The following is a 25,640-nucleotide window of genomic DNA, read 5'->3' as shown; positions in this document are numbered from 1 at the left end:
CCACCAAGACGCCCCCGGGCATCGTGGACGCGGACAAGGCGGCCACCAACGGGGAGCCCGTGCAGCTCGTGGTGTTCCAGGACTACGAGTGCGTGCACTGCGCGGACTTCGAGAAGGAGAACGCGGAGCTCCTCAAGAAGTACGTGGACGCGGGGAAGCTGGACGTGGAGTACCGCAACCTCAACTTCCTGGACAAGGCCACTCCCGACCAGTACTCCTCGCGCGCCGCCAACGCGGCCTACCTGGTGGCCGAGCAGGTCAGTGCGGACCAGTTCCTGGAGTACTCCCAGGAGGTGTTCACCCACCAGGGAACCGGTGGTCTGAGCAACCAGGAGCTCGCGGAGATCGCCGGGAAGCACGGGGCCTCCGTGACCGCCGAGGACATCGACGAGAACACCTACCGCCCCATGGTGGACGTGGCCACCCGCGAGTCCGTGACCAACGGCGTGGCCGGGACCCCCACCATGTTCGTGGACGGCAAGCGCTACGAGGAGGGGGCCTTCGAGGACATGCTCAAGAAGGCCGTCGACGCCAAGAAGTAGGTGCCACAGCTTCCGTGCCGAACGGGCCCTGTTCCTCCGGGAACGGGGCCCGTTGCCGTGCTCCCGGGACGCGGTGAGCGAGGGCTGCGCCCCGTCGGAACCGTGCCGGGGCAGGGCAGGGCGGGGCGGAGCGGCGTCGTGGGTGCGGCCGGGGCCCTGAACGGTGACCGCGCGCCCGCAGGAGGTGCTGGCGATCGGGACGTTGCCCGGTTGCCGAGTGCGGCGGCGTCGTGCGCGCGGCAACCACCCGGCGCGCACCAGGGGGAGACGGCGAAGGGGCACACGGCGTGTTCCGTGTGCCCCTCGTGTGCGCCAGGCGCTGTGGAGCCCCCTGCCGGATTCGAACCGGCGACCCTCTGTTTACAAGACAGATGCTCTGGCCATCTGAGCTAAGGAGGCGCTGCGGCCCCGGTTCGCTGCCGCGAGAACGGGACCGCTCCATGATACTGGACCGCGCCGGGCGGCCCGCGCAGACGACGTCGGCCACGCTCCCCGGGGAGCGTGGCCGACTGTCAGCGAGGCGCGGGGGTCATTCCTCGGAGATCTCCACCGCGGCCTGCTCCCGGCGTCCGAAGGCCCACAGCAGCAGCTCCGAGGGCTCGCCGCGCACGATCTTCACGCGCCGCGCGGACTTCTTGCCGCCGCGCACGGCGCCGAAGCCCGCGGCGAGGAGCACCACGGACTCGGACTCCTTGCGGAGCATGGCCGGACCGCCCAGCTTGAGCATGGCCCACAGGGCCTTCTGCTCGTCGTGGAGCAGCTGACGCGGGTGCCACTGCGGCTGGGCGCGGCGGACGTCCTCGTGGTGCACGAAGAACTCGCCCGTGTTCATGCGCTTGTCCACCGGGGACCAGCGACCGGGGGAGTGCAGCGGGGGACGCTCCACGAGGTCCACGAGGGACTCCCACGGAATGGCGCGGTAGTCCCCGTCCACGGACCTGGTGTGCGAGCCCAGCAGCGGGAGCTTGGGCGCGAACATCCCGGGCACCGCATCCGGGCGCGCATCGCGGATGGCGAGGTGCACGGCGAGGTCGCGGGTGTCCCACCCCTCGCACAGCGTGGGGGCATCAGGGCCGACCCGGCGCAGCAGCGCGGCGAGGTGGCGGCGTTCGACATTGGCGAAGTTTGTCACGGGGACATCCGTTCTGTGGGGTGGACCATCACGACCACGGTAGACGCGCTCGGCCGGGTGCGCCACCGCCCCGGGGCACCCTGGCGCCGAGATCGGGGGTCTGCGCACACCGGCGGCACCGGCACGACGGAGCCGTCGGGAAGCCGCCACGAGTGCGCGTGGAGGGGGCGCGGTGCCCCGTCCGGAGATCAGGCGTCCGCGTCGGCGCCCACGCCGGGTTCGGGTTCGTTGAACTGGGCCTCGTACAGCTCCGCGTACACGCCCTGGGCCTCGATGAGCTCCGCGTGGGAACCCTGCTCCACGATCCGCCCGGAACGCATCACGATGATCGTGTCCGCGTCCCGGATGGTGGACAGCCGGTGGGCGATCACGAAGGACGTGCGCTGCGCCCGCAGAGCCGCCATGGCCTTCTGCACGAGCAGCTCCGTGCGGGTATCCACAGCAGACGTCGCCTCGTCCAGGATCAGCAGGGACGGCTGGGACAGGAAGGCTCGCGCAATCGTGATCAGCTGCTTCTCCCCGGCGGAGACCGAAGACCCCTCCTCACTGATCACGGTGTCGTAGCCGTCCGGCAGGGCTCGCACGAAGCGGTCCACGTACGTGGCCTGCGCCGCCGCGACCACCTCCTCGTCCGTGGCGTCCTGGCGGCCGAAGCGGATGTTCTCCATGATCGTGCCGCTGAACAGCCACGCGTCCTGCAGCACCATGCCCACCTGGGAGCGCAGGTCGTGGCGGGCCAGGTCCCGGATGTCGATGCCGTCCAGGGTGATCCGCCCGCCGTCGATCTCGTAGAAGCGCAGGACCAGGTTCACCAGCGTGGTCTTCCCGGCACCCGTGGGGCCGACGATCGCGACGGTCCGTCCGGGCTCCACGTGCAGGGAGAGGTCCTCGATCATGGGCTTGGCGCCCTGGGCGAGGGCGGCCTTGTCGTAGGAGAAGTCCACGTGCTCGAAGCGCACCTCGCCACGCAGCCGTGCGGGCAGCTGGGCGGTGGGGGTCTCGGGCTCCTGCTCGGGGGCGTCCAGCAGCTCGAAGGTGCGCTCCGCGGACGCGATGCCGGACTGCAGCTGGGTGGCCATGCCTGCCACCTGCGACAGCGGCTGGGTGAACTCGCGCGAGTACTGGATGAACGCGGTGGCGTCCCCCAGGGTCAGCTGCCCGGTGGCCACGCGCAGCCCGCCGAGCACCGCGATGCCCACGTAGGAGAGGTAGGAGATGAACTGCATGACGGGCATGATCGTCCCGGACAGGAACTGGGCGCCGAAGGCGGCGCGGTAGAGCTCCTCGTTGCGCTCGTCGAACTGCGCCTGCATCTCACGCTGACGCCCGTAGGCGTGGACGAGCTCGTGGCCCGAGAAGGACTCCTCGATGTGCCCGTTGAGCTGGCCCGTGGCCTTCCACTGCTCCTTGAACATGCGCTGGGAGCGGGTGCCGATCACGCCGGCTGCCACCGCGGACAGCGGCAGCGCGAGCAGCGCCACCAGGGCGAGCTGCCACGAGACCACGAACATCATGACCACGATGCCCAGCACGGTGAGGACGTCCTGGACCAGCTGCGCGAAGGTCTGCTGCAGCGCGGTCTGGATGTTGTCCACGTCGTTGGTCACCCGCGACATCACGTCCCCGCGCTGGCGGGTGTCGAAGTAGCTCAGCGGCAGGGCGTTGATCTTGCGCTCCACCTCGGCGCGCAGGTCGTACACCACCCGCATCACCACGCGGTTGAGCACGTAGCCCTGCAGCCACATCAGCACGGAGGCCACGGTGTACATGGCGAGGACCGTGAGGATGAGGGTGCCCAGCCTGGTGAAGTCCACGCCCTGGCCGGGGACCAGGGTCATGGCGGAGATCATGTCCGCGGTGGAGTCCTGGCCCTGCGCGCGCAGCCCGGCCTCCACCTGCTCCTGGTCCGCACCGGCGGGCAGGGAGCGGCCGACGACGCCGGCGAAGATCACGTCCATCGCACGTCCCAGCACGCGCGGCGCCCACACGCCCAGGACCACCGAGACCACCACGGCCAGGACCACCACGGTGAGGGCCGCCTTGTGCGGCGTGAGCAGCTTCATGAGCCGCGCGGCCGAGGCCCAGAACTGCTGCGGCTTGCGGGCGGGTTCCTGGGTCTCGCTCACAGTGCGCCTCCGGTGCTCTGGTCTGCCGACAGCTGGGAGGTGACGATCTCCCGGTACGTGGTGCTGCTCGCCACGAGCTCCTCGTGGGTGCCCCGGGCGGTGATGCGGCCCCGTTCGAGGACCAGGATCTCGTCCGCGCCCGTGATGGTGGAGACGCGCTGGGCCACGGTGACCACGGTGGCGTCCCGGGTGACCGGGCGCAGCGCCGCGCGAAGTCGGGCGTCGGTGGCCACGTCCAGTGCGGAGAAGGAGTCGTCGAAGACGTAGACGCTCGGGCGCGCCACGAGGGCACGGGCAATGCTGAGCCGCTGGCGCTGACCGCCCGAGACGTTGGTTCCGCCCTGGGACATGGGGGCGTCGAGACCCTGGGGCATGGCCCGCACGAAGTCCTCCGCCTGCGCCACGCGCAGGGCCTCCCACAGCTCCTCGTCCGTGGCGTCCTCGCGCCCGAAGCGCAGGTTGCTCGCCACGGTGCCCGAGAACAGGAAGGGCCGCTGCGGGACGAGACCCACCCGCCCGGCCAGGTCCTCCGGGGCGTAGTCCGGCAGCGCCAGCCCGTCCAGCAGCACCTCGCCACCCACGGGGTCGATGAGGCGGGGGACCAGGTTGATGAGGGTGCTCTTCCCGGATCCGGTGGCCCCCACGATCGCCACGGTCCGCCCGGGCTCCGCGGTGAAGCAGATGTCGTCCAGCACGGGGGCCTCGGCCCCGGGGTACTGGAAGGTGACGTCCCGGAACTCGAGCCTGCCGCGAGCGCGCGGGGCCGCGGCCGACCGCTGCGGGGGGTGCATGGCGGGGTGGGTGTCCAGCACCTCGGTGATGCGCTCGGCGCTGACCACCGCGCGCGGGACCATCATGAACATGAACGTGGCCATCATGACGGCCATCAGGATCTGGAGCATGTACTGCAGGAACGCCGTGAGGGCGCCCACCTCGATCTGCCCCTGGTCCACGCGCTGGCCGCCGAACCACAGCACGGCCGCGGTGGCCAGGTGCATGACCATGTTGATCACGGGGAACATCAGTACGAACAGTGCGCCGATCTTGAGGGAGATGTCCGTGATGTCCTGGTTGGCGCGGGCGAAGCGCCGCGTCTCGAAGGGTTCCTTCACGAACGCGCGGATCACGCGGATGCCGGTGATCTGCTCGCGCAGCACGCCGTTGATGCCGTCGATGCGCTCCTGCATGGTGCGGAACCACGGCATGAGCCGGGAGACCACGAGCCCCAGCAGCACGCCCATCACGGGGATGGAGACCCACACGAGCCACGACAGCCCGGGGTCCTCCCGCAGGGCCATGATGATCCCGCCCACGCACATGATGGGTGCCATGACCATGAAGTTCAGGGCCATGAGCGTGAGCATCTGGATCTGCTGGACGTCATTGGTGTTGCGGGTGATCAGCGAGGGCGCCCCGAAGCTCCCGACCTCGCGCGCGCTGAACGAGCCGACCCGCAGGAACACGCTGCGGCGCAGGTCCCGACCCGCGCCGATCGCGGTGCGAGCGCCGCACCACACGGCGACGACGGCCGAGACCACCTGGACCAGGGCGACCGCCAGCATCACCGCGCCGGTGCTCCAGATGTAGTCGGTGTCCCCCTTGGTCACGCCGTTGTCGATGATCCTGGCGTTGAGACTCGGCAGAGAGAGGGTGGCGATCGTGGAAATCAGCTGGAAGACCAGGACCCCCACCACCCAGGGGAGGTAGGGACGGGCGTGGGTGCGCAGAAGGCGCAGCAGCATGACGGTCGATCCTGACGCAGAGCAGCGCGGCCGGAGCCGATGACGGGCCCAATATACGCGGTCGCCCGGACACGGTTCGGTCGGGGACGACGGGAGAAATGTGGGAAAAAGGGTGGTAAAACCACATAAACAGACATAAGCTCACATCCAACACGCGTGAGACCAGCAGCCCCGTCCGTGAGGTGAGCATGTTCGCTGCAGAACGACACGAGGAGATCGCCCGCACCGTGACCCGCGAGCGCCGGGTGAACGGCGCGGAACTGGCCCGCCGCTTCGAGGTGACCATGGAGACCATCCGACGGGACCTCGCGGTCCTCGAGTCCCAGGGAAGGCTGCGGCGCGTCCACGGGGGAGCCGTGTCCGTGGACCAGTCCACGAGCGGGGAGCAGGGCATGGACTCCCGCCACCGTCTGGCCACCGCGCAGAAGCACAGCATCGCCCTCAAGGCCCTCGAACTGCTGGAGGACGCCGGCGCCGGGGCCGTGGTGCTCGATGCCGGAACCACGGTGGAGGCGCTCGCGGAGCTGATGCTGTCCCGCGACAACCACCTGGAGGGCGGTCAGGAGCAGCTGGTGATCACCCACGCGCTGCACATCGCGGCCAAGCTCGCGGACGCCGAGGGTGTGGGGCTCGAACTCGTGGGCGGACGGATCCGCAAGCTCACGTGGGCGGCCACCGGTTCCCGTGCGGCCCAGCACTACGACCAGCTGCGACCGGACCTCGCGTTCGTGGGCTGCAACGGCGCCCACGCCCGCTTCGGGCTCTCCACCCCGGACCCCATCGAGGCGGTGGTGAAGTCCGCGATCGTGACGGCCGCGCGCCGCGTGGTGGTGCTGTGCGATGCCAGCAAGCAGGACCAGGAGACCCTCACACGATTCTGCTCGCTGGAGCAGATCGACACCTTCATCACCGACAGGGCACCCATGGGGGACCTCGCGCAGGCCCTCGAAGACGCAGACGTGGAAGTGGTCGTCGCATGATCATCACCGTGACCCTCAACCCCTCCGTGGACCGCACGGTGGACCTCTCCGCCCCGCTGGCCCGTGGCCGCGTGCAGCGTGCACACGCCACCCGCCAGGACCCGGGCGGCAAGGGCATCAACATCTCGCGGGCGCTCGCCGCCGGGGGAGCGGCCACGGTGGCCATCGCCCCCGGCGACGACACCGACCCCCTGTTCGCGGGGCTCGACGCCGCCGGGGTGCGCTACGACAACGTGTCCACCGGCGCTTCCATCCGCACGAACATCACCGTGACCGAGCCGGACGGCACAACCACCAAGATCAACGAGCCCGGTCCCGCCCTGGACGAGGGCACCGTGGAGCGGATCGTGGAGCGGATCGTGAGCCGTGCCGCCGGTGCCTCGTGGCTCGTGTTCGCCGGTTCCGTGCCCCCGGGACCCGCCCAGGACGTGTACGCGGTCATCGCGTCCCGGGTGCGCGGGGCGCTCGGGGCCGCGGCGCCGTCGTACGCCCTGGACACCTCCGGGGCCCCGCTGACCGAGGCGCTGGCCCCGGGAGCGATTGTGCTGCCGGACGTCATCAAGCCCAACGGGCACGAGCTCGCCCAGCTGCTCGGCCGGGAGGACGGCGACGCGCTCGAGGCCGATCCCCGGGCCGCGGCCGATGCCGCGCGCATCCTCGTGGAGCGCGGCGTGGGCGCGGTGCTGTGCACGCTGGGCGGCCACGGCGCCGTGCTCGTCACGGCCGACGGCGCGTGGCACGCGGTGCACGAACCGGTCACCGTCCGCTCCACGGTGGGGGCCGGGGACAGCGCGCTGACCGGGTACCTCGTGGCCGCCGAGCGGGGAGACACGCCGAGCGAGTGTCTGCGCCACGCGGTCGCCCACGGGTCCGCGGCCGCCGCACTGCCCGGTACTCAGATGCCGAGTGCCGCCCAGACGACCCCCGACGCCGTGCGCGTGACGGAGCTCGGCCCGTGTGCGGGGTTCCCGCAGGTCTCCCACACCCCGCCTGCCTCCCACACCCCGCGGGGCACGGCCCACGACGCCGCACGGCACCGGGCCGCCGCGACCCAGCCCGCCGTGAAGCAGCCCGCCACGACCCGGCCCGCCGACCCACCGGGGACGGCGTCGGCGCCCGGCCCCGCCGACGCCGCCCCGGACGCCCCCGGTCCCGACCGCGGGCCTGCGGGTCTTCGTCCCTGATCCACCCACTGCGCGCCGCACCGGCCCGTACCCGAGGAGCACCGAGATGTCAGAACTCATCACCCCCGACCTGGTCCTGCTGGACCGGGAGCTGGGCGGGGACACCGACAGCGTGATCCGCGCCCTCGCGGCGACCGTCCACCGGAACGGCCGCGCGCGGAACGCCGACTCGCTCGCGGCGGACGCCCTCGCCCGCGAGGCCAAGAACGCTACCGGGATCCCCGGCGGCATCGGCATCCCGCACTGCCGCTCCGAGGCCGTCACCCGGGCCACCCTCGTGATGGCGCGCCTGGCCCCTGCCGTGGACTTCGGCGCCAAGGACGGCCCGGCGGACATCGTGTTCTTCATCGCGGCCCCGGCGGGCGCGGACCAGGAGCACCTCAAGCTGCTCTCCAAGCTCGCGCGCTCCCTCATGAAGAAGCCGTTCGTGGCCTCCCTGCGCGCGGCCGCCTCCCCGGAGGAGGTCGTGGCCGTCGTGGACGGGGCCCTGGGGCTCGCTCCGGCCGACGACGCCGCCGCACGCCCCGCGGGGGACGGCACCTCGTCGGCGGGCTCACCCGCGGCTCCCGCCGCGGGTGCCACCGCGGTCGGTGCGGTGACCGGGGGAGCGGGCGCCGCGGCGTCGTCGTCCCACGGTGAGGACGGTGCGCGGGACGCCGGTGGCCCGCGTCGGCTCGTGGCCGTGACCGCGTGCCCCACCGGGATCGCGCACACCTACATGGCCGCAGACGCTCTGACCAACACCGCGCAGGAGATGGGGGTGGACCTGCAGGTCGAGACGCAGGGCTCCTCCGGCGCCACCCGCCTGGATCCGCAGGTGATCGCGCGCGCCGAGGCCGTGATCTTCGCGACCGACGTGGATGTCCGCGAGCGCAACCGCTTCGCGGGCCTGCCGTACATCGCCTCGGCCGTGAAACGGGGGATCGACGAGCCCCGCGAGATGGTCGAGGAGGCGCTCGCCGCCGCGGACGACCCCCGCGCACCGCGCGTCACGGGGGACGGCACGGCCACGGCAGATGCCCTGACCGCGAGCGAGGGCTGGGGCACGCGCATCCGCAAGGCCGTGATGACGGGCGTGAGCTACATGATCCCGTTCGTGGCCGCGGGCGGTCTGCTCATGGCCATCGCGTTCATGATCGCGGACCCGGTGGCCGTCGCGAAGCAGGCGGAGGACATCCTGGGCACCGCCACCCTGGGCAACCTGGGGGACGTGTCCCTGTCCATGTACTTGGGCGCGGTGCTGTTCACGATCGGCAACCTCTCCATGAGCCTGCTGGTCCCGGCGCTCGCGGGCTACATCGCCTACGGGCTCGCGGACCGGCCGGGCATCGCCCCGGGCTTCACCGCGGGTCTGGTGGCCAACTTCATGGGAGCGGGCTTCATCGGCGGCATCGTGGGCGGTCTGCTCGCGGGGCTGTGCGCGTACTGGCTGAGCCTGCCGCGGCTGCCCCGCTGGCTGGGCTCGCTCATGCCCGTGGTGATCATCCCGCTGCTGGCCTCGCTCTTCGCGGGCGGGCTGCTGTTCCTGGCGATCGGCGGGCCCATCGCGGCGTTCATGACGTGGCTCAACGGGCTGCTCGCCGGGATGAGCGGGGCGTCCGCCGTGGCGCTCGGGGCGGTGCTGGGCCTCATGATGTGCTCCGACCTGGGCGGCCCCATCAACAAGGTGGCCTACTCGTTCGCCGTGGCCGGTCTGGGCGCCGCCACCGCGACCAACACCGCACCCCAGGAGATCATGGCCACCGTGATCGCCGCGGGCATGGTGCCCCCTCTGGGACTGGCCCTGGCCTCCACCGTGCTGGGCCGGAAGTACTTCACCGCGGCGGAACGGGAGAACGGGAAGACCTCGTGGCTGCTCGGGGCCTCCTTCATCTCCGAGGGCGCCATCCCGTTCGCCGCGGCGGATCCCCTGCGCGTGATCCCGGGATGCATGGCCGGCGGTGTGGTGACCGGCGCCATGACCATGGCCTTCGGCGTCACCTCCGCCGCTCCGCACGGCGGGTTCTTTATCCTGCCGGTGATCGGTGGTCCCCTGGCCTTCATCGGCTCCGTTCTGGTGGGCACCCTGGTCACCGGCGTGCTGGTGACGCTCCTCAAGCGCGTGGGCGGGGTCGAGAAGCGGGCCGCCGAGACCCCCGGGGTTCCCGCCACCCCGCAGACCGTGGAAGCGTGAGCAGCATGGACGAGAACCGGACGGGGCAGCAGAGCCCCGAGAAGCAGCCCGAGCAGCAGAGCCTGCACGGCGTGGGCGTGAGCCCGGGGCGGGTCATCGCCCCCCTGGTGCACATGGCCCCGGCCGTCACGGAGCCGCCCGAGGGGGATCCGCTCACGGGCGACCCCGAGGCGGCGGTCGACCGGCTCAGGGCCGCCGCGCTCGCGGTCAAGGCCGAGCTCACCGAGCGCGCCGCCCGCGCCCGGTCCGAATCCGCGGCCGAGGTGCTCAAGGCCACCGCGCTGATGGCGGGGGACCGGGCCCTGACCAAGAACGCCGGCAAGCTCGTGGTGTCGCAGGGGCTGAGCCCCGAGCGGGCACTGTGGCAGGCCGCCACCGCCTACGCGGACCAGATGCGTGCCATGGGCGGCTACATGGCGGAGCGTGCCGCGGACATCGAGGACGTGCGTGCACGGATCGTCGCGCAGTTGCGCGGGGAGGACGCCCCCGGCGTGCCCCAGCGCCGTGAGCCGTTCGTGCTCGCCGCCGAGGACCTCGCGCCCGCGGACACGGCGGTGCTCGACCCCGATGTGGTGCTGGCCCTGGTGACCGAGTCCGGCGGTCCGCAGTCCCACACCGCGATCCTCGCCCGCAACCTCGGTCTGCCCGCGGTGGTCGCCGTGGCCGGCGTGCTGGAGCTGCCCGGCGGCACGCGCGTGTACGTGGACGGCGCGGCCGGGGCGGTCGTGACCGAACCGGGCGTGACCGAGGAGCAGGCCGTGGCCGCGTGGCGGCGCGCGAGCGAGCAGCTGGCGTCCTTCGACGGGCACGGCGAGCTCGCGGACGGCACGGCGGTCCCGCTGCTGGCCAACGTGGGAACGGGCGACGACGCCCGCGCGGCCGCCGAGGCCGGCGCCCAGGGCGTGGGGCTGCTGCGCACCGAGTTCTGCTTCCTCGGGCGGGACACCGAGCCCACCGTGGCCGAGCAGGCCGAGGCCTATGCCGAGGTCTTCGCCGCGTTCCCGGGGCGCAAGGTCGTGGTGCGCACGCTCGACGCCGGCGCGGACAAGCCGCTGCCGTTCCTCACCGACGCGCAGGAGCCCAACCCGGCGCTGGGGGTGCGCGGCTACCGCACCGACTGGAGCACACCGGGTGTTCTCGCCCGGCAGCTGGAGGCCATTGCCGCGGCCGCCGCCGAGAGCTCTGCGGACGTGTGGGTCATGGCCCCCATGATCGCCACGGTGGCCGAGGCCGCCCACTTCCGTGAGCTCGTCCACGCGGCGGGGCTGCCCGTGAGCGGCGTGATGGTCGAGACGCCCGCCGCCGCCATGACCGCCGAGCAGATCCTGGACCGCGTGGATTTCGTGTCCCTGGGCACCAACGACCTCACCCAGTACACGATGGCCGCGGACCGGATGCTCGGCTCGCTGGCCGAGCTGAACTCCCCGTGGCAGCCCGCCGTGCTGCGCATGGTCGAGTGCGTGACGCGCGGGGCGGCGTCGGCCTCGCAGTCGCACGCCACCCCCAAGAACGTGGGAGTGTGCGGAGAAGCCGCCGCGGATCCCGCGCTCGCGGTCGTGCTGGTGGGCCTGGGCGTGGACTCGCTGTCCATGAGCGCTCGTTCACTCGCCGCGGTGGCCGCGGTGCTGAGGACTGTGGACACGGAGCAGGCCCGGAGGATCGCGCGTCTCGCACTGCGGGCCACGAGTCCGCAGGAGGCGCGGGACACCGTGCGGGCGGAGCTGCCCGTGCTGGCCGAGCTGGGTCTGTGACGGCCCCCGGGGCTGCCCGGAACGAAACCATCCGCAAGACAACGACTAGGAGCTGACATGTCAGAACGCACTGCCACCGTGGCCTCCAGCGTGGGGCTGCACGCCCGACCCGCCGCGATCTTCGCGGAAGCGGCCGGGGAGTACGAGAACCTGGAGATCACCATCCGCGCCGAGGGCGAGGATGCCGAAGAGGGCATGGACGCTTCCTCGGTGCTGTCCCTCATGTCCCTGGGCGCCGCCCACGGCGATCGCGTGGTCCTCGCCGCCGAGGGCGAGGGAGCCGAGGAGGCCCTCGAGCACCTCGCGGGCATCATCGAGACGGACCTCGACGCCGACTGACACTCCCCCCGGTGCACCGGATTCCTCCGCGGATCCGGTGCACCGGTGTCATGCCCGCACGCCTCGGGCCGGGCTCCGGACGCGCGGGGTACGGTGTCCCCATGGTGCGTCATCTGATCCTCGCCGGCCTCGCCGTGGCCACCCTCGCCACGGTCCTCGCGGCAGTTCTCGGTCCCTGGGGATGGTGGTTCCCCGCCATCGCCTTCCTCCTCCTGCTGCTCGTGGCCGTGCGCGACGCCACGCAGCGCAAGCACTCGGTGCTGCGCAACTTCCCCGTGCTGGGTCACATGCGGTTCTTCCTGGAGAAGATCCGTCCGGAGATCCAGCAGTACTTCATCGAGCGCAACTACGACGGCAAGCCCTTCGACCGCGACCAGCGCTCGCTCGTGTACTCCCGGGCCAAGGGCTTCAAGGGGGACAAGGCGTTCGGCACCGAGCTGAACGTCAACGAGCCCGGCTACGAGTACTTCGTGCAGTCGGTGGCTCCCAAACCCGCGCCCGAGGACGAGCACCGCGTGCGGCTGGGCGGCCCGGACTGCCTCCAGCCCTACGACGCCTCGCTGCTGAACATCTCCGCCATGAGCTTCGGCTCCCTGTCCAAGAACGCCGTGCTGGCCATGAACAAGGGTGCGGCCCTGGGCGGGTTCGCGCAGGAGACCGGTGAGGGCGGCCTCACGGAGTACCACCTGGCGCACGGCGCCGACCTCATCTGGGAGTTCGGCTCCGGGTACTTCGGCACCCGGGACGAGCACGGGAACTTCGACCCGGAGGTCTTCCGGGAGAAGTCCCGCCTGCCGCAGGTCAAGGCCATCAACATCAAGCTCTCCCAGGGCGCCAAGCCCGGTCTGGGAGGTGTGCTCCCCGGCTCCAAGGTCACCGCGGAGATCGCGGCGGCCCGCGGCGTGCCCGAGGGGCAGACCTGCATCTCCCCGGCCAGCCACTCGGCGTTCACCACCCCGCGCGAGCTGATCCGGTTCGTGGCGCGGCTGCGGGAGCTCTCCGGCGGCAAGCCCATCGGGTTCAAGCTGTGCGTGGGCTCGCGCGTGGAGATCCTCGCCATCTGCAAGGCCATGATCGAGGAGGGGGTGAGCCCGGACTTCATCATCGTGGACGGCGGTGAGGGCGGCACCGGAGCCGCCCCGCTGGAGTACCAGGACCACGTGGGCACGCCGCTCGTGGAGGGCCTGATCCTCATGCACAACGCGCTCGTGGGCTCCGGTCTGCGGGAGCGCATCAAGCTCGGGTGCGCCGGGAAGATCACCTCGGGCCACGACATCGTGCGCCACATCATCCAGGGCGCGGACTTCTGCATGAGCGCCCGTGCCATGATGATGGCGGTCGGGTGCATCCAGGCCCAGGCCTGCCACACCAACAAGTGCCCCGTGGGGGTCACCACCCAGGATCCCAGGCTCTACCGTGCCCTGGACGTGACGGACAAGGGCGAGCGCGTGGAGCGCTACCACCGCCTGACGGTGGCGGAGGCGGGGCAGATGATCTCCACCATGGGCTGCGAGCACCCCGAGGAGCTCACCCGGGAGATGCTGCGCCGCAAGGTCACGGCCACCCAGTCCACGTCCTACGAGACCCTCTACCAGTGGCTGCGCCCCGGTGAGCTGTTCGGGGGCGTCGAGGGCGGCTGGGGTGAGGACTGGGACTACGCGGACCCGGACCGCTTCTCCGCGGGCCACCCCGGCAAGTACGTGTTCCACGACCGCGGGCCGCTGACCCCGGCCGGCGTGATCCCCGAGGCGGACCGCAGGTACGCGGGCGGCGCCGCCGGCGTGCGCTTCCCGGACGGGCGCCCCGCGGCGGCGTCGTCCCCCTCCGGAGCCCCCGTTGCCGGGGGCTCCCGGGAGAACGGCTCCCCGGCGGGGACCGGCAAGCGCCCGGAGGGCGAGCCCGGGACCACGGCGGGCGCCCAGCACACCACGCGGGACCCGGTTCCCGAGCCAGACAACGTGGATCCGCGTGACGACTCCCGCAGCCGCAACCCCGGGATGGCCTGAGCGCGGAGGGATATCATGTGGGACGGCGTCGCCGCGCGGCGTCGCCCACCGTCCGAGCACGACCCGCGGTCGAAGGATTGAGAGAGCCTTGCGAGAATTCACGGCACGATTTGCCACCGCCCAGGAGATCGCCGAGTGGGACTCCCACGTGACGGCCAACCCGGCGGGCGGCAACCTGCTGCAGTCGGAGGCCTTCGCGGAGGTCAAGAAGGACCACGGGTGGACGCCCCGGCACGTGGTCTACGAACCCTCGGACGGCTCGCGGGCGAGCTACAACCTGGTGCTCGAGAAGAAGGTCCCTGCTCTCGGCAGGCTCTGGTACATGATCAAGGGCCCGGACGTGGAGTCCGTGGACGACATGCCGGGCATCGTGGCCGCCAACGAGCGCTTCGTGGCCGGCGCGGCCAAGGGCGTGTTCGCGATCAAGTACGAGCCCGAGATCGTGGCCTCGGACTACGCCGCCGGGGTGCTCGCGCGCTGCGGGCTGGTGGAGTCCTTCGAGATCCAGCCGAACGACTCCACCGCGGTGCTGGACACGGACATGGACGAGAAGGCCCTGCTGAAGTCCCTGCACTCCCGCGGCCGCAACGCCGTGCGCCGCGCCACCCGCGAGGGCTGCGAGGTGGCGCAGGTTCCGCTCACCGAGGAGAACATGCGCGCCATGTACACCCTCATGGACTCCGTGGGCCAGGGCCACGCGCACGTGAACCTGCGCTCCTACGAGTACTACCGGGCGTTCTGGACGAACTTCGCCGAGCGCGGCCAGGGACGCCTGTACTTCACCTACGAGGACGGCAAGCCCTCCGTGGGTGCCTACGTGATCGCGTACGGCTCCAAGGGAACGTACAAGGACGGCGGCTCCAAGCCCCGCCGCAAGCAGTACGGGGACTCCCACCTGGTGCAGTGGAGCGCGATCACGGACCTGAAGCGGGACCACGGGATCACGCAGTACGACTTCTGCGGCACACCGCCCTCGGACCAGCTCAAGAACAAGGAGCACCACTACTACGGCCTGGGTCTGTTCAAGACGAGCTTCACGAAAACTGTCGTGGACTACGCAGGCGTCTGGGACCAGCCGCTCAGCCGCGCGAAATACGCTGTCTGGACCAACGTGGCGGAGAAGGTCCAGCGTCAGCTGTGGGTGCGCCGCACGGGGCAGCCGTTCTACTGACCGTCCACCCCGCCGCGACACCCGGCGGGTCCACCGCGTCCCGGCCTGAGAGCCGAGGCCCGCACCAGCCACCACACCAGATCTGAGCAGTGCCCGCGGCGGCAGGGAAGGGTCATCCGACGTGAGCGTGAACGAGCAGTTGAGGCACCTGGCGCACCAGGGGTACCCGTCCTCGGGGGAGGCCACGGCCCGCCCCTCGGCCGACGACCAGCCCTTCGGCCCGGGCGGTGACACGGCGCTGCGGGAGGCCGTGCGTTCCACCGCTCCGCGCCGTCGTGCGCATCCCATGCCGCGCCCCACGGAGGAACAGGCGGCCCAGGCCCGTGCGCGCGCCGCCGCGCACCCGCACACGGACCCGCACGCCGCGGCCCCCCGCACCGCCGGGCCGCGAACCCTGCGGACGGGTCAGTCGGCCACCGCCGGATCCACCCGGGTCTCCGCCCTGCCCGTGCTCACCCCCGGACAGATCGCCGCGGACCGCGCGGGGCAGGGACACCGCGGCGGGGTCCCCGCCGCGCTCACCGAGCCGATCGGCACCACGTCCCGACGCAGCAGCACCCCGGCGGCCTCGCCCGTGGAGCGCCCGGAGACGGTCGAGCACGAGATCGCCCCGGCCACCACCGCGATCCCCCGGGCCGTGTACCCGGCCGCCCGGGTGGACCCCCCGAAGGCCTCCCGGTCCCTGTTCCGCTCGCTCGTTCAGGGCGACGCCGCCCCCACGGCTCCCATGCGCGTGGTGGACCGTCTCACCTCCACGCCGTTCCGTCACCTGCGCAAGTTCGGCGACGGCTCCGACCGGCAGGCCCGGCGGACCCTGAACTTCGCCCTGCGCCTCGCGGAGACCATGTTCCACTACGGGGCGGACGCCCTGGACGTGGAGAACGCCATCATCGCGGTGTGCGCCACCTACGGGGTGGAGAACCTCGAGGTGGACATCACCAACCAGTCCGTGACCATCAACTACGTGGCCGAGACCACCGCCACGGGCCAGCTCGCGGCCGCGGGGCTCACACCGGCCACCACGGTGGCCGAGAGGGAGGCCGGGGAGAACGCATCCTCGTTCGCGGGCACCCCCGGCACCACCGGGGAGATCCGCGGCTCGGGGACCACCCGGACGGGGGAGGACCCCTGGGGGGACTCCGCGACCTCCAGCCACACCGTGATGCGCGTGGTGCGCTCGTGGACGGACAACTACTCGGGCCTGGCGGACACCCACCAGCTCGTGATCCGCATCATCGAGGGCGAGATGCCGCTGCGCAGGGCGGAGCGGGAGCTCGCGGAGATCAATGCGCGCCCCAAGCCCTACGCCCGCTGGATGGTCACGGCCGCGACCGTGCTCGTGGCCGGAACCCTGGCGCTGGCCCTCGGGGCGTCCTGGGTGGGGGCGTCGGTGGCCGTGGCCTCGGCCGCCGTGGTGCAGATGGTCACCGCCAAGCTCAGCGCGTGGCGGATCCCTGAGTTCTTCACACTCGCCGCCAACGCCTTCGTGGTCACGCTCGTGGCCATCGTGGTCTCCGCCCTCGGTGTGCCGCTGTCGCCGCCCACGGTGATCGCGGGCGGTCTGATCATGCTGCTGCCCACCACGCGCATGGTCTCCACCATGCAGGACGCCATCAACGGCTTCCCGGTGACCGCGGCGGGGCGGCTGCTCTCCACGGCCATGGCATTCCTAGGCATCGTCGCGGGCATTGCCCTGGGGGTGTCCCTGACCGTGAACGTGCTCGGGGTGCCTCCCATCGACATCTCCCAGTCGAGCTTCACCCCCACGGGCAAGCTGACGAACATCGCGTTCATGCTCGTCTCCACCGCCCTGATCGCGGTGTCCATGCAGGTCAAACCGCGGCACATCCCCCCGGCCGTGGCCGCGGCCCTCGCGGGGCTGCTGCTGTACCACGGCGTGGGACTCGTGGACGCCGGCAGCCGGATCGCCACGGGCGTGGGGGCGGTGGCCAGCGGGTGCGTGGCCGCCCTGCTGGCCGCCCGCTCCAAGATTCCCCAGGCCGTGCTCGCGATCCCGGCCATGACGTTCCTGCTGCCGGGGCTCACCCTGTTCCGCGGGATGTACGCCATGACGGTGCAGACCGAGGCCCCGGGCCAGGGCATCAACGAGCTGGTCAACGCCATGGCCTCGATCGTGCTGCTGGCCGCCGGCGTGGTGCTGGCCAAGTACCTCATGCGCCCGTTCATCGAGCAGATGCAGCACCTCTCGCAGCGGCGCAACCGCCGCCGCTGACGGCGCGCGCGGACCTCAGAGGATCTTGCCCACGGGCAGCTTCTTCTCCGCCTGGAACACGTCCTCGGTGCGCCCCCGCGCCCAGTAGCCGGACAGCGACACCTGTGCGCGGTCGAGTCCCCGGACGTCGAACAGCTCCCGACGGGCGGCCTTCATGGCCTCGCGCTCGCCGTGCACGAACGCCTGCACGCCCGTGAGGTCCCCGGGCCACGCGGCCTCCGACAGGCCGACGACGAGCGCCCGCTCACCCGGGCGCTCGTCCGCCCGGTGCACCCACCGCACCCGCACGCCCTCGGGTACGGCCGTGTCCGAGAGGTCGAGCTCGTGGGAGGCGTCCTGGACCTCCAGAACCGCCTCACCGCGCGCGGTGCCCGGCAGGGCCTCGAGGTTCGCGAGCACGGCGGGAACGGCGGCGTCGTCCCCCGCGAAGATGCTCCATGAGGCGGCGGGGTCCGGAGCCCACTTCCCGCCCGGGCCCAGGGCCACGATCCGGTCACCGGGCTGGGCGGACGCGGCCCACGGGCCGGCGTGGCCCTCGCCGCCGTGCAGGGCCACGTCGATCCACAGTGTGGCCGTGGACAGGTCCACCCGGCGCAGGGTCAGGTGGCGGGACACCGGCTGCTCGTGCGGTGGCGCGCTCTCCCGGACCGCCCAGTAGTCCGGCAGCTCACCGGGAGCGGTGGCCGCGAGCGTCTGCGGGGAGAAGAAGAGCAGCTTGACGTACTTCTTGGGCGGTGCGATGTCCCGGAAGTCCTCGGGGTTGTCGATGCGGCACACCACGCGCACCATGGCGGGCGCGAGACGGGTGCGCTCGAGCACGCTGAGGTTGATCTGGGGCTTGCGGTCCGCGGGCGCTGGAATCCGTGGCATGGCCCCAGCGTAGGGGACCCTAACCCGGCAGCTCCCACGAGACGGGCTCCGCCCCCTGCTCCCGCAGCAGGTCGTTGACGCGCGAGAAGGGGCGGGAGCCGAAGAACCCTCGGGACGCGGACAGCGGTGAGGGGTGCGCCGACTCCACCGTGGGTGCCCCGCCCAGCCAGTCCTTGGTGGTGCGGGCGTCCCGGCCCCACAGGACGGCCACGAGGGGCTGCTGGCGGTCACCGAGTGCCCGGACCGCGCACTCGGTGACCGCCTCCCAGCCCTTGCCCCGGTGCGACGCCGCCGAGCCCGCCTGCACCGTGAGCACCCTGTTGAGCAGCATGACTCCTTGACCCGCCCACGAGGAGAGGTCCCCGTGCGGGGGCGCCTCGATGCCCAGGTCGGACCGCAGCTCCTTGTAGATGTTCTGCAGGGACCGGGGGACCGGGCGGACATCCGGCGCCACCGAGAACGAGAGCCCCATGGCGTGGCCGGGCGTGGGGTAGGGGTCCTGGCCCACGATCAGCACCTTCACCGCGGACAGCGGCTCCCGGAACGCGCGGAAGATGTTCTCCCCGGCCGGCAGGGTGTGCCGCCCCGCGGCGTGCTCGGCCCGCAGGAACTCGCCCATCTCCCGGATCCGGGGCTCCACGGGCTGGAGTGCGGCGGCCCACTCCGGGTGCATGATCTCGGACAGCGGGCGCGGGGTGCTCACGAGTGGCCTCCTGGTGCGGTGCGTCGCGCGCGGCGCAGTCCCCGCGCGCTAGGGTTGACGCCATGTCTACCACGGGGGAGGAGCTCGACGAGCTGGACCGGGCCGTTCTGGAGCTCGAGTCCGAGCACTGGAAGTACCGCGGCGCCAAGGAGTCCGCGATCCGCTCGCGGCTGGGACTGAGCCCGGTGAACTACTACCAGCGTCTGAACGCCCTGATCTCCTCCGAGGCCGCAGCGCGCCACGCGCCGATGCTGATCTCCAGGCTGCGCCGGGCGCGCTCGCGCTGACCGCTCGTGGACACCGGGCGCGTGTCCCCGGACGCGGGCAGACCTCCGAGCGGGCACCCGGTCGGCCGTGCGATAGTGGCCACTGACAGCGTTGCGCCCGGAGCACCGCGCGGTGCGCGAGCCGGGCCCAGGAGAGCGAGACCATGAGCGAACACCCCCGCGACGAGTTCGACGACGTTCCCGAGGACGGCGCGCGCCAGGGCGCGCACCGCGGCCACAACCCCCGCGCCCGTGAGGGCTCCACGCGACAGTTCCGCACGGTCCTCGTCTCGGGCGTGCTCGCCCTCGTGCTCGGTGCCGTGTGCTTCGTCAACGCGCCCCGCACGGCCCAGGAGGCGCAGTCCCTCGGGAGCGTTGCGGTGTCCCCGGTCGCCGTGACCACCGCTTCGCCCGTGCTCGCCGACGCCGCCACGGCGGGCCTGCGCGCACCGGCCCCGGGCGGCGTCGAGCACGTCTGAGCCGTCCGGCGTTCAGCCGGCAATGAAACCTGAGCCCACCACGCGCAGGGCGTTTGCGGTTCCGCGCGCGGCAGTGCCACTATGGGATTAGCACTCAGTCGGGTGGACTGCTAACCGGGTCCGGTGGCACCGCCTCGGCGCACGAGTGGAAACCACATCACGGTGAGGTGGTCGCGGCGCGGTGAGGACCGCGGTGCGAGCGCCGTCCGTCGCGGGCATCGTGACCAGTCTCGTTTGTCGACCGTCCAGGAGGGACGAATCACATGGCAAAGATGATCGCATTCGATGAAGAAGCACGCCGCGGCCTCGAGAAGGGTCTCAACACCCTCGCGGACGCCGTCAAGGTCACGCTCGGCCCCCGCGGCCGCAACGTGGTCCTGGAGAAGTCCTGGGGCGCCCCCACCATCACCAACGACGGTGTCTCCATCGCCAAGGAGATCGAGCTGGAGGAGCCGTATGAGAAGATCGGCGCCGAGCTCGTGAAGGAGGTCGCCAAGAAGACCGACGACGTCGCCGGTGACGGCACCACCACGGCCACCGTGCTGGCCCAGGCCCTCGTGAAGGAAGGCCTGCGCAACGTGGCCGCCGGTGCGGACCCGCTGTCCCTCAAGCGCGGCATCGAGAAGGCCGTGGCCTCCGTGACCGAGCAGCTGCTGTCCTCCGCCAAGGAGATCGAGACCGAGGAGGAGATCGCCGCCACCGCGTCCATCTCCGCCGCTGACCCCGAGATCGGCAAGCTGATCGCCGAGGCCATGGAGAAGGTCGGCAAGGAAGGCGTCATCACCGTCGAGGAGTCCAACACCTTCGGGCTGGACCTCGAGCTGACCGAGGGCATGCGCTTCGACAAGGGCTACCTCTCCGGCTACTTCGTCACGGACGCGGACCGCCAGGAGGCCGTCCTGGAGGATCCCTACATCCTCATCGTGAACTCCAAGATCTCCGCCGTGAAGGACCTGGTCCCCGTGCTGGAGAAGGTCATGCAGGCCGGCAAGCCGCTGCTGATCATCGCCGAGGACGTGGACGGCGAGGCCTTGGCCATGCTGGTGCTGAACAAGATGCGCGGCGCTGTGAAGTCCGTGGCCGTCAAGGCTCCCGGCTTCGGCGACCGCCGCAAGGCGCAGCTCGCGGACATCGCGATCCTCACCGGCGGCCAGGTCATCACCGAAGAGGTGGGGCTGTCGCTCGAGTCCGCCACGATCGACCTGCTGGGCCAGGCCCGCAAGGTCGTCGTCACCAAGGACGAGACCACCATCGTGGACGGCGCCGGCACCCAGGAGGAGATCGAGGGCCGCGTGGCGCAGATCCGCGCGGAGATCAACAACTCCGACTCCGACTACGACCGCGAGAAGCTGCAGGAGCGCCTGGCCAAGCTGGCCGGCGGTGTGGCAGTGCTCAAGGCCGGCGCGGCCACCGAGGTGGAGCTCAAGGAGCGCAAGCACCGCATCGAGGACGCCGTGCGCAACGCCAAGGCGGCCGTGGAGGAGGGCATCGTCGCCGGCGGTGGCGTGGCCCTCATCCAGGCCGGTGCCAAGGTGTTCGACTCCCTGAACCTCTCGGGTGACGAGGCCACGGGCGCGAACATCGTCAAGGTCGCCATCGACGCCCCGCTCAAGCAGATCGCCCTCAACGCCGGCATGGAGCCCGGCGTGGTGGTCGACAAGGTGCGCGGGCTCGAGACCGGCTGGGGCCTCAACGCCGCCACCGGCGAGTACGAGGACCTCATGGCCGCGGGCATCAACGACCCCGTCAAGGTGACCCGTTCCGCTCTGCAGAACGCGGCGTCCATCGCCGGGCTGTTCCTCACCACGGAGGCCGTGGTGGCGGACAAGCCGGAGCCCGAGGCCGCCGGTGCGGGCGCGGGTGCCGATCCCATGGGCGGCATGGGCGGCATGATGTGATTCCACTCCACCGAGTGGACTCCCACCCGTTCTGCGGGTGAGACCCGTGAAGGACCCCGGACGCGCACGTCGTGTCCGGGGTCCTTCCGCGTCCGGGTGGGGCGGCAAGGCGCCGTGGCGTTCCGCGTGTCGGCACGCTTTGGGAGGATGGGTGCATGACGATCATTGCTTCCGCGGACGGTTCAGCGCTCGGCAACCCGGGGCCGGCCGGCTGGGCCTGGTACATCGACCCCACGTCGTGGCGTGCGGGCGGCTGGGCGCACGGCACCAACAACATGGGCGAGCTCACCGCCGTGCTGGACCTGCTCGAGTGCACGCGCCACCGGCGGGACGAACCGCTCACGGTCTACTGCGACAGCCAGTACGTGATCAACTCGATCACCAAGTGGATGCCGGGCTGGAAGAAGAAGGGCTGGAAGAAGCGGGACGGCAAGCCCGTGCTGAACGTGGACATCATGAAGGCCCTGGACCGGGAACTGTCCGGCCGCTCGGTCACTTTCGAGTGGGTCAAGGGCCACGCCGGTCACGAGCTCAACGAGGCCGCTGACGTGCGTGCCCGGGCGATGGCCACGGCGTACCAGGCGCGCACCGCCCCCGAGGACATGCCGGTGGGTCCGGGCTTCCGGGACGAGGATGCCCCCCCCGCCTCTCGTCACGCGTCCGGGGCCGAGCCCTCCGTCACCGACGCCGCCGCACCCGCGTCCGGTGCGGCCGCACCCGTGCCCGCCGCAGACGCCGTTGCACCCGCGTCCAGCGCTGCGACGGCCTCGCCCTCCGCCGAGGGTGGTACGTCCCGCCCCGCGGCCCCGGGGCACGCTGCCGCCGGTGGCGGCACACGTGCCGGACGACCGTCTGCGGCACCGGGGGACGGCATGGTCAGCCAGCCGGATCTCTTCTCCGAGCTGGAGGCCGCGTCGCCGCCGAGCGGGACCCAGGAGTCCGCCGGGGTTAGAGCGGAAGGGTGGTCGGAGCAGTTCGTGGTGGATGCCGTGCAACGGGAGCGCGCGGCGGTGTGCACCCCGCCCGGGGCGGCGCACGAGACCGCCGGGGCCTCACCCCGTGCGGCGGCGTCGCCCCACGCCGCGGAGCACGCCACCGCACTGCTGCACCCCGACCTGCAGTGCATCGACGCGGGCGGTGCCGTGGTGCCGGTGGCGCAGTTCCCGTCCCGGGCCGTGGCGGAGGGCACCCCCGGTGAGGTGCGGGTGACCGCCCTCGGTGCGGATGCCTACCACGTGAGCTACCGGCTCGAGGAGCCCTCGCGCGTGACCCGTCGCAGCTCCGTGTGGGTGCGCGAGGACCAGCACAACGACATGGGCCCCTGGCTCCTGCGCTTCCACCAGGTCACGGCGGAGGACTGAGCTGGACTCACGAGGAGAACATCCGGGCGTTGGCGGCCTCCGTCTCCGCGTACTGCGTTCCGGCGGTCGCGAGGGCCTGGTTGATCTGCGCGACGGCCTGCTCCATCTGGGCCTGCGCCGAGCGCCACGAGCTCAGGGCCTCCTGGAAGCTCGCGGAGGCGGTGCCCGTCCAGGTGCCCTGCAGATCCGTGAGCGTGGCGGTCATGCCGTTGACCTCCGCGCTGAGCCGTTCGATGTGCCCGTGTGCCTGCTGGGACTTGGCGGCAATGGTGTCGCTGTCCACCACGAAGTGAGCCATGATGTTCCTCCTCGGAAAAAGGTGCCGGTGACCGGCGGGTGCCGGTACGGGTCACGCTACGAGGGGGAGGTCCGCGGGGACGCGAGACCGAGGAGACGGTGGACCTAGGAGTCCGATCCGCGGCTGTCCACAGGTTCCGTGTGCGGGATCCGCACGGTGAACGTGGCTCCTCCGCCGTCCGTCTGCTCCAGGCGGACCGTGCCGTCGTGCTGCTCGATGATCGCGGCCACGATGGACAGCCCCAGCCCGGTGCCCCCGGTCTCACGGGTCCGGGAGGAGTCCGCCCGGTAGAACCGTTCGAAGACCCGCTCTGCGTCCGTGCCGTGGATGCCCGGCCCGTGGTCGCGCACCTGCAGCACGGAGGTGGACCGGCCGTCCACGTCGGGTTCGAGACCCACGGCGAGCTCCAGCGGCGAGCCCGCCGGTGTGTAGCGCAGGGCGTTGGTCAGCAGATTGGCCACCACCTGGCGCAGCTTGGACTCGTCCCCGTGGACCCAGGCGGCCTCCGGGGAGGAGTCCTGCAGGCCCACCACCGTCACGGTGCGGTCGGGAGCGGTCGCGTGGGCGTCCGAGGCGGCGTCGTACGCCAGGTGCAGCAGGTCCACCGCGCCCATGGTGGACACCCGGCGCTCGTCCAGGCGGGCCAGGGTCAGGAGGTCCTCCACGAGCTGCGTCATGCGTTTGGACTCCGACTCGATCCGGTCCATGGCCTTGCCCACGTCCTCGGGCGTCTGCAGCGCCCCGTGGCGGTAGAGCTCGGAGTACCCCCGGATGGACACCAGCGGGGTGCGCAACTCGTGGGAGGCGTCGGCCACGAACCGCCGCAGCTTGGTCTCGGACCGGGTGCGCGCGTCGAAGGCGTCCTCGATGTGTCCGAGCATCGCGTTGAGGGACGCGGAGAGCTGACCGATCTCGGTGTGCGGGTTGTACCCCTCCATGCGCTGGGAGAGGTCGCCGTCCGCGATCCGCGCGGCAGTGGCCTCCACCTGCCGCAGCGGCTGGAAGGCACGGGTGACCATGACCCACCCCACGGTCATGGCCGCGATCAGGGTGGCCAGTCCGAAGCTGAAGGTCAGCAGGCCCACGCCCGAGATGATGGCGTTCGTACGGGCCATCGGCTCGGCCACCACCACGGACATGTCGAACATCGTGAGCTTGGCGGGCAGCCCCCGCCACGTGTCCTCGTCCGAGCCCACGGACCCCACGGTCTCCGCCTGACCGTCGTGGGCCACCACGTAGTCGAGGGTCATCCTGCTCAGATCTGGATCCGGCGGGTCCTCGGCCGTGGGCGCGCCGCCGTGTGCCGTGGCGATCACGTTGCCCTCGGCGTCCAGGAGGTACCCGTTGGTGGGCACCGGCGAGCTCACGTCACCCTCGAGGGTGCCCGTGAGAGCGGTCGCCACCGCGGGGACGGACTGCCGCAGCTCCTGGTCCAGGCTCGTCACGAGCGAGTCCCGCAGCACCGAGACCGCCACCAGCGTGGTCACCATGATGCTGACCGCGAGCAGCACGCCCGTGAGGGCCATGAGCTGCGAGCGCAGGGACGCGGAGCGGAACCGCCGGGCGAGCACGTTCAAGGGATCAGTGGCGCTTGTTCGCGGAGCGCAGCAGGTAGCCCACACCGCGCTTGGTGTGGATCAGGGAGGGCTGGTCGGGATCGTTGTCGATCTTGCGGCGCAGGTAGGAGATGTAGGACTCCACGATGGAGGCGTCCCCGTTGAAGTCGTACTCCCACACGTGGTCCAGGATCTGGGCCTTGGACAGCACCCGGTTAGGATTGAGCATGAGGTAGCGCAGCAGCTTGAATTCCGTGGGGGACAGGTCGATCTCGCGCCCGTCGCGGAACACCTCGTGGGCGTCGTCGTCCAGGACGAGGTCGTCCACCTTGAGACGGGAGTCCTCCTCCTCGAGCGGCTGGGTCCGGCGCAGCACGGCGCGGATGCGGGCCACCACCTCGTCGAGGCTGAAGGGCTTGGTGACGTAGTCGTCGCCGCCCACGGTCAGCCCGGCCACCTTGTCGTCGGTGTCGTCCTTGGCCGTGAGGAAGAGGATGGGGAAGTGCCGCCCGGCCGCGCGCAGCTTGCGGGTCACCGAGAAGCCGTCGATGTCCGGGAGCATGACGTCCAGCACGGCGAGGTCCGGGTCCTCGGCCTCGGCCTTGAGCAGGGCGTCGCGGCCGTTGGCGGCGGTGACGACCTCGAAACCGGCGAACCGCAGGGAGGTGGCGAGCAGCTCGAGGATGTTCGGCTCGTCGTCCACGACGAGCAGTTTCGCTTCTGTGGTTTTCGTGTTCATGCGCTCAGTGTCTCCGAATTTCCTGGATGGAAGCTGTCATGCAGCCCGCGGAAAACTGGGAGGGGTGGGCAGGCGGGGGCACGGAGGCTCC

The 25,640-nt window shown here is 71.5% G+C and carries 21 protein-coding genes and 1 tRNA gene; 13 read left to right on the top strand and 9 right to left on the bottom strand.

Going from position 1 to position 25,640, the window contains the following annotated elements; genetic code table 11:
• On the top strand, nt 1–542 hold a 542-nt coding region (locus tag D9R02_RS05760), incomplete at its 5' end, for a DsbA family protein (protein ID WP_183085954.1).
• A gap of 322 nt (nt 543–864) precedes the next feature.
• Here D9R02_RS05760 and D9R02_RS05755 read toward each other — a convergent pair.
• The 4 genes from D9R02_RS05755 to D9R02_RS05740 all read right to left on the bottom strand — a co-directional run bounded on the left by D9R02_RS05755 (nt 865) and on the right by D9R02_RS05740 (nt 5,542).
• A tRNA-Thr gene (locus D9R02_RS05755) sits at nt 865–941 on the bottom strand.
• Between the two features lie 130 nt (nt 942–1,071).
• Nucleotides 1,072–1,674 (bottom strand): TIGR03085 family metal-binding protein, encoded by a 603-nt coding sequence (locus tag D9R02_RS05750; protein ID WP_039100852.1) that lies wholly within the window; start codon nt 1,672–1,674, stop codon nt 1,072–1,074.
• Between the two features lie 188 nt (nt 1,675–1,862).
• A complete protein-coding gene (locus tag D9R02_RS05745) occupies nt 1,863–3,800 on the bottom strand; it encodes an ABC transporter ATP-binding protein (RefSeq protein ID WP_121566519.1) in 1,938 nt (645 codons plus the stop codon).
• Nucleotides 3,797–5,542: an ABC transporter ATP-binding protein gene (locus D9R02_RS05740; protein ID WP_121566518.1), complete on the bottom strand. Its 1,746-nt coding sequence runs from the start codon at nt 5,540–5,542 to the stop codon at nt 3,797–3,799. The genes D9R02_RS05745 and D9R02_RS05740 overlap by 4 nt, the downstream gene beginning before the upstream one ends.
• A 188-nt stretch (nt 5,543–5,730) precedes the next feature.
• Here D9R02_RS05740 and D9R02_RS05735 point away from each other — a divergent pair, with 188 nt between their 5' ends.
• From D9R02_RS05735 to D9R02_RS05700, 8 genes are all read left to right on the top strand, one after another.
• Nucleotides 5,731–6,522, top strand: coding sequence for a DeoR/GlpR family DNA-binding transcription regulator (locus tag D9R02_RS05735; protein WP_070636128.1), 792 nt, complete (start codon nt 5,731–5,733; stop codon nt 6,520–6,522).
• Nucleotides 6,519–7,706 carry a 1-phosphofructokinase family hexose kinase gene (locus D9R02_RS05730; RefSeq protein ID WP_121566517.1) on the top strand — a complete coding sequence of 396 codons (1,188 nt, stop codon included), beginning with the start codon at nt 6,519–6,521 and terminating at the stop codon, nt 7,704–7,706. The genes D9R02_RS05735 and D9R02_RS05730 overlap by 4 nt, the downstream gene beginning before the upstream one ends.
• A 46-nt stretch (nt 7,707–7,752) precedes the next feature.
• Entirely contained in the window at nt 7,753–9,879 is a 2,127-nt protein-coding gene (locus D9R02_RS05725) for a PTS fructose transporter subunit IIABC (RefSeq protein ID WP_121566516.1), read from the top strand.
• A gap of 5 nt (nt 9,880–9,884) precedes the next feature.
• On the top strand, nt 9,885–11,630 hold the full coding sequence (gene ptsP / locus D9R02_RS05720; protein ID WP_081477453.1) for a phosphoenolpyruvate--protein phosphotransferase: 1,746 nt from the start codon (nt 9,885–9,887) through the stop codon (nt 11,628–11,630).
• 57 nt (nt 11,631–11,687) lie between these two features.
• On the top strand, nt 11,688–11,969 hold the full coding sequence (locus tag D9R02_RS05715; protein WP_121241921.1) for an HPr family phosphocarrier protein: 282 nt from the start codon (nt 11,688–11,690) through the stop codon (nt 11,967–11,969).
• A 101-nt stretch (nt 11,970–12,070) separates the two neighbouring features.
• Nucleotides 12,071–13,975 carry an FMN-binding glutamate synthase family protein gene (locus tag D9R02_RS05710; protein WP_121241919.1) on the top strand — a complete coding sequence of 635 codons (1,905 nt, stop codon included), beginning with the start codon at nt 12,071–12,073 and terminating at the stop codon, nt 13,973–13,975.
• A gap of 88 nt (nt 13,976–14,063) precedes the next feature.
• Nucleotides 14,064–15,146: a lipid II:glycine glycyltransferase FemX gene (locus D9R02_RS05705; protein WP_121241917.1), complete on the top strand. Its 1,083-nt coding sequence runs from the start codon at nt 14,064–14,066 to the stop codon at nt 15,144–15,146.
• Nucleotides 15,147–15,267: 121 nt separating this feature from the next.
• On the top strand, nt 15,268–17,379 hold the full coding sequence (locus tag D9R02_RS05700) for a threonine/serine exporter family protein (RefSeq protein ID WP_019310254.1): 2,112 nt from the start codon (nt 15,268–15,270) through the stop codon (nt 17,377–17,379).
• Between the two features lie 15 nt (nt 17,380–17,394).
• Here the strand turns inward: D9R02_RS05700 and D9R02_RS05695 are convergent, their stop codons facing one another.
• On the bottom strand, nt 17,395–18,249 hold the full coding sequence (locus tag D9R02_RS05695) for a siderophore-interacting protein (RefSeq protein ID WP_121566515.1): 855 nt from the start codon (nt 18,247–18,249) through the stop codon (nt 17,395–17,397).
• Nucleotides 18,250–18,268: 19 nt separating this feature from the next.
• On the bottom strand, nt 18,269–18,952 hold the full coding sequence (locus tag D9R02_RS05690; protein WP_121566514.1) for a uracil-DNA glycosylase: 684 nt from the start codon (nt 18,950–18,952) through the stop codon (nt 18,269–18,271).
• Between the two features lie 62 nt (nt 18,953–19,014).
• On the opposite strand from D9R02_RS05690, the gene D9R02_RS05685 reads away from it, so the two are divergent.
• From D9R02_RS05685 to D9R02_RS05670, 4 genes are all read left to right on the top strand, one after another.
• Nucleotides 19,015–19,239 (top strand): DUF3263 domain-containing protein, encoded by a 225-nt coding sequence (locus tag D9R02_RS05685; RefSeq protein ID WP_019310251.1) that lies wholly within the window; start codon nt 19,015–19,017, stop codon nt 19,237–19,239.
• A 143-nt stretch (nt 19,240–19,382) separates the two neighbouring features.
• Nucleotides 19,383–19,697, top strand: coding sequence for a hypothetical protein (locus D9R02_RS05680; RefSeq protein ID WP_121566513.1), 315 nt, complete (start codon nt 19,383–19,385; stop codon nt 19,695–19,697).
• A gap of 263 nt (nt 19,698–19,960) precedes the next feature.
• The gene (gene groL, locus D9R02_RS05675) at nt 19,961–21,595 is read left to right on the top strand and encodes a chaperonin GroEL (protein WP_012398905.1); all 1,635 of its coding nucleotides are present in this window, start codon (nt 19,961–19,963) and stop codon (nt 21,593–21,595) included.
• Nucleotides 21,596–21,750: 155 nt separating this feature from the next.
• On the top strand, nt 21,751–22,956 hold the full coding sequence (locus D9R02_RS05670) for an RNase H family protein (protein ID WP_121566512.1): 1,206 nt from the start codon (nt 21,751–21,753) through the stop codon (nt 22,954–22,956).
• Between the two features lie 7 nt (nt 22,957–22,963).
• On the opposite strand, the gene D9R02_RS05665 is transcribed toward D9R02_RS05670, so the two are convergent.
• From D9R02_RS05665 to D9R02_RS05655, 3 genes are all read right to left on the bottom strand, one after another.
• Nucleotides 22,964–23,254 (bottom strand): WXG100 family type VII secretion target, encoded by a 291-nt coding sequence (locus tag D9R02_RS05665; protein WP_019310247.1) that lies wholly within the window; start codon nt 23,252–23,254, stop codon nt 22,964–22,966.
• Nucleotides 23,255–23,358: 104 nt separating this feature from the next.
• The gene (locus D9R02_RS05660) at nt 23,359–24,831 is read right to left on the bottom strand and encodes a sensor histidine kinase (protein WP_183085953.1); all 1,473 of its coding nucleotides are present in this window, start codon (nt 24,829–24,831) and stop codon (nt 23,359–23,361) included.
• Between the two features lie 4 nt (nt 24,832–24,835).
• Entirely contained in the window at nt 24,836–25,549 is a 714-nt protein-coding gene (locus D9R02_RS05655; RefSeq protein WP_019310245.1) for a response regulator transcription factor, read from the bottom strand.
• Between the last annotated feature and the right edge of the window lie 91 nt (nt 25,550–25,640).

Source organism: Kocuria rhizophila (genome assembly GCF_003667225.1).
In the GTDB taxonomy this organism is placed as follows: Bacteria; Actinomycetota; Actinomycetes; order Actinomycetales; family Micrococcaceae; genus Kocuria; species Kocuria rhizophila.
The sequence above is the reverse complement of the archived record's forward strand: the minus strand, read 5'-3'. Positions and strand labels throughout refer to the sequence as shown.

Bases quoted from the DNA above. Each gene is read 5' to 3' on its own strand.
- D9R02_RS05710 (WP_121241919.1), top strand. From the start codon at position 12,071: ATGGTGCGTCATCTGATCCTCGCCGGCCTCGCCGTGGCCACCCTCGCC.
- ptsP (WP_081477453.1), top strand. From the start codon at position 9,885: ATGGACGAGAACCGGACGGGGCAGCAGAGCCCCGAGAAGCAGCCCGAG.
- D9R02_RS05665 (WP_019310247.1), bottom strand. From the start codon at position 23,254: ATGGCTCACTTCGTGGTGGACAGCGACACCATTGCCGCCAAGTCCCAG.
- groL (WP_012398905.1), top strand. From the start codon at position 19,961: ATGGCAAAGATGATCGCATTCGATGAAGAAGCACGCCGCGGCCTCGAG.
- D9R02_RS05740 (WP_121566518.1), bottom strand. From the start codon at position 5,542: ATGCTGCTGCGCCTTCTGCGCACCCACGCCCGTCCCTACCTCCCCTGG.
- D9R02_RS05685 (WP_019310251.1), top strand. From the start codon at position 19,015: ATGTCTACCACGGGGGAGGAGCTCGACGAGCTGGACCGGGCCGTTCTG.
- D9R02_RS05730 (WP_121566517.1), top strand. From the start codon at position 6,519: ATGATCATCACCGTGACCCTCAACCCCTCCGTGGACCGCACGGTGGAC.
- D9R02_RS05725 (WP_121566516.1), top strand. From the start codon at position 7,753: ATGTCAGAACTCATCACCCCCGACCTGGTCCTGCTGGACCGGGAGCTG.
- D9R02_RS05715 (WP_121241921.1), top strand. From the start codon at position 11,688: ATGTCAGAACGCACTGCCACCGTGGCCTCCAGCGTGGGGCTGCACGCC.
- D9R02_RS05680 (WP_121566513.1), top strand. From the start codon at position 19,383: ATGAGCGAACACCCCCGCGACGAGTTCGACGACGTTCCCGAGGACGGC.
- D9R02_RS05695 (WP_121566515.1), bottom strand. From the start codon at position 18,249: ATGCCACGGATTCCAGCGCCCGCGGACCGCAAGCCCCAGATCAACCTC.
- D9R02_RS05735 (WP_070636128.1), top strand. From the start codon at position 5,731: ATGTTCGCTGCAGAACGACACGAGGAGATCGCCCGCACCGTGACCCGC.
- D9R02_RS05670 (WP_121566512.1), top strand. From the start codon at position 21,751: ATGACGATCATTGCTTCCGCGGACGGTTCAGCGCTCGGCAACCCGGGG.
- D9R02_RS05655 (WP_019310245.1), bottom strand. From the start codon at position 25,549: ATGAACACGAAAACCACAGAAGCGAAACTGCTCGTCGTGGACGACGAG.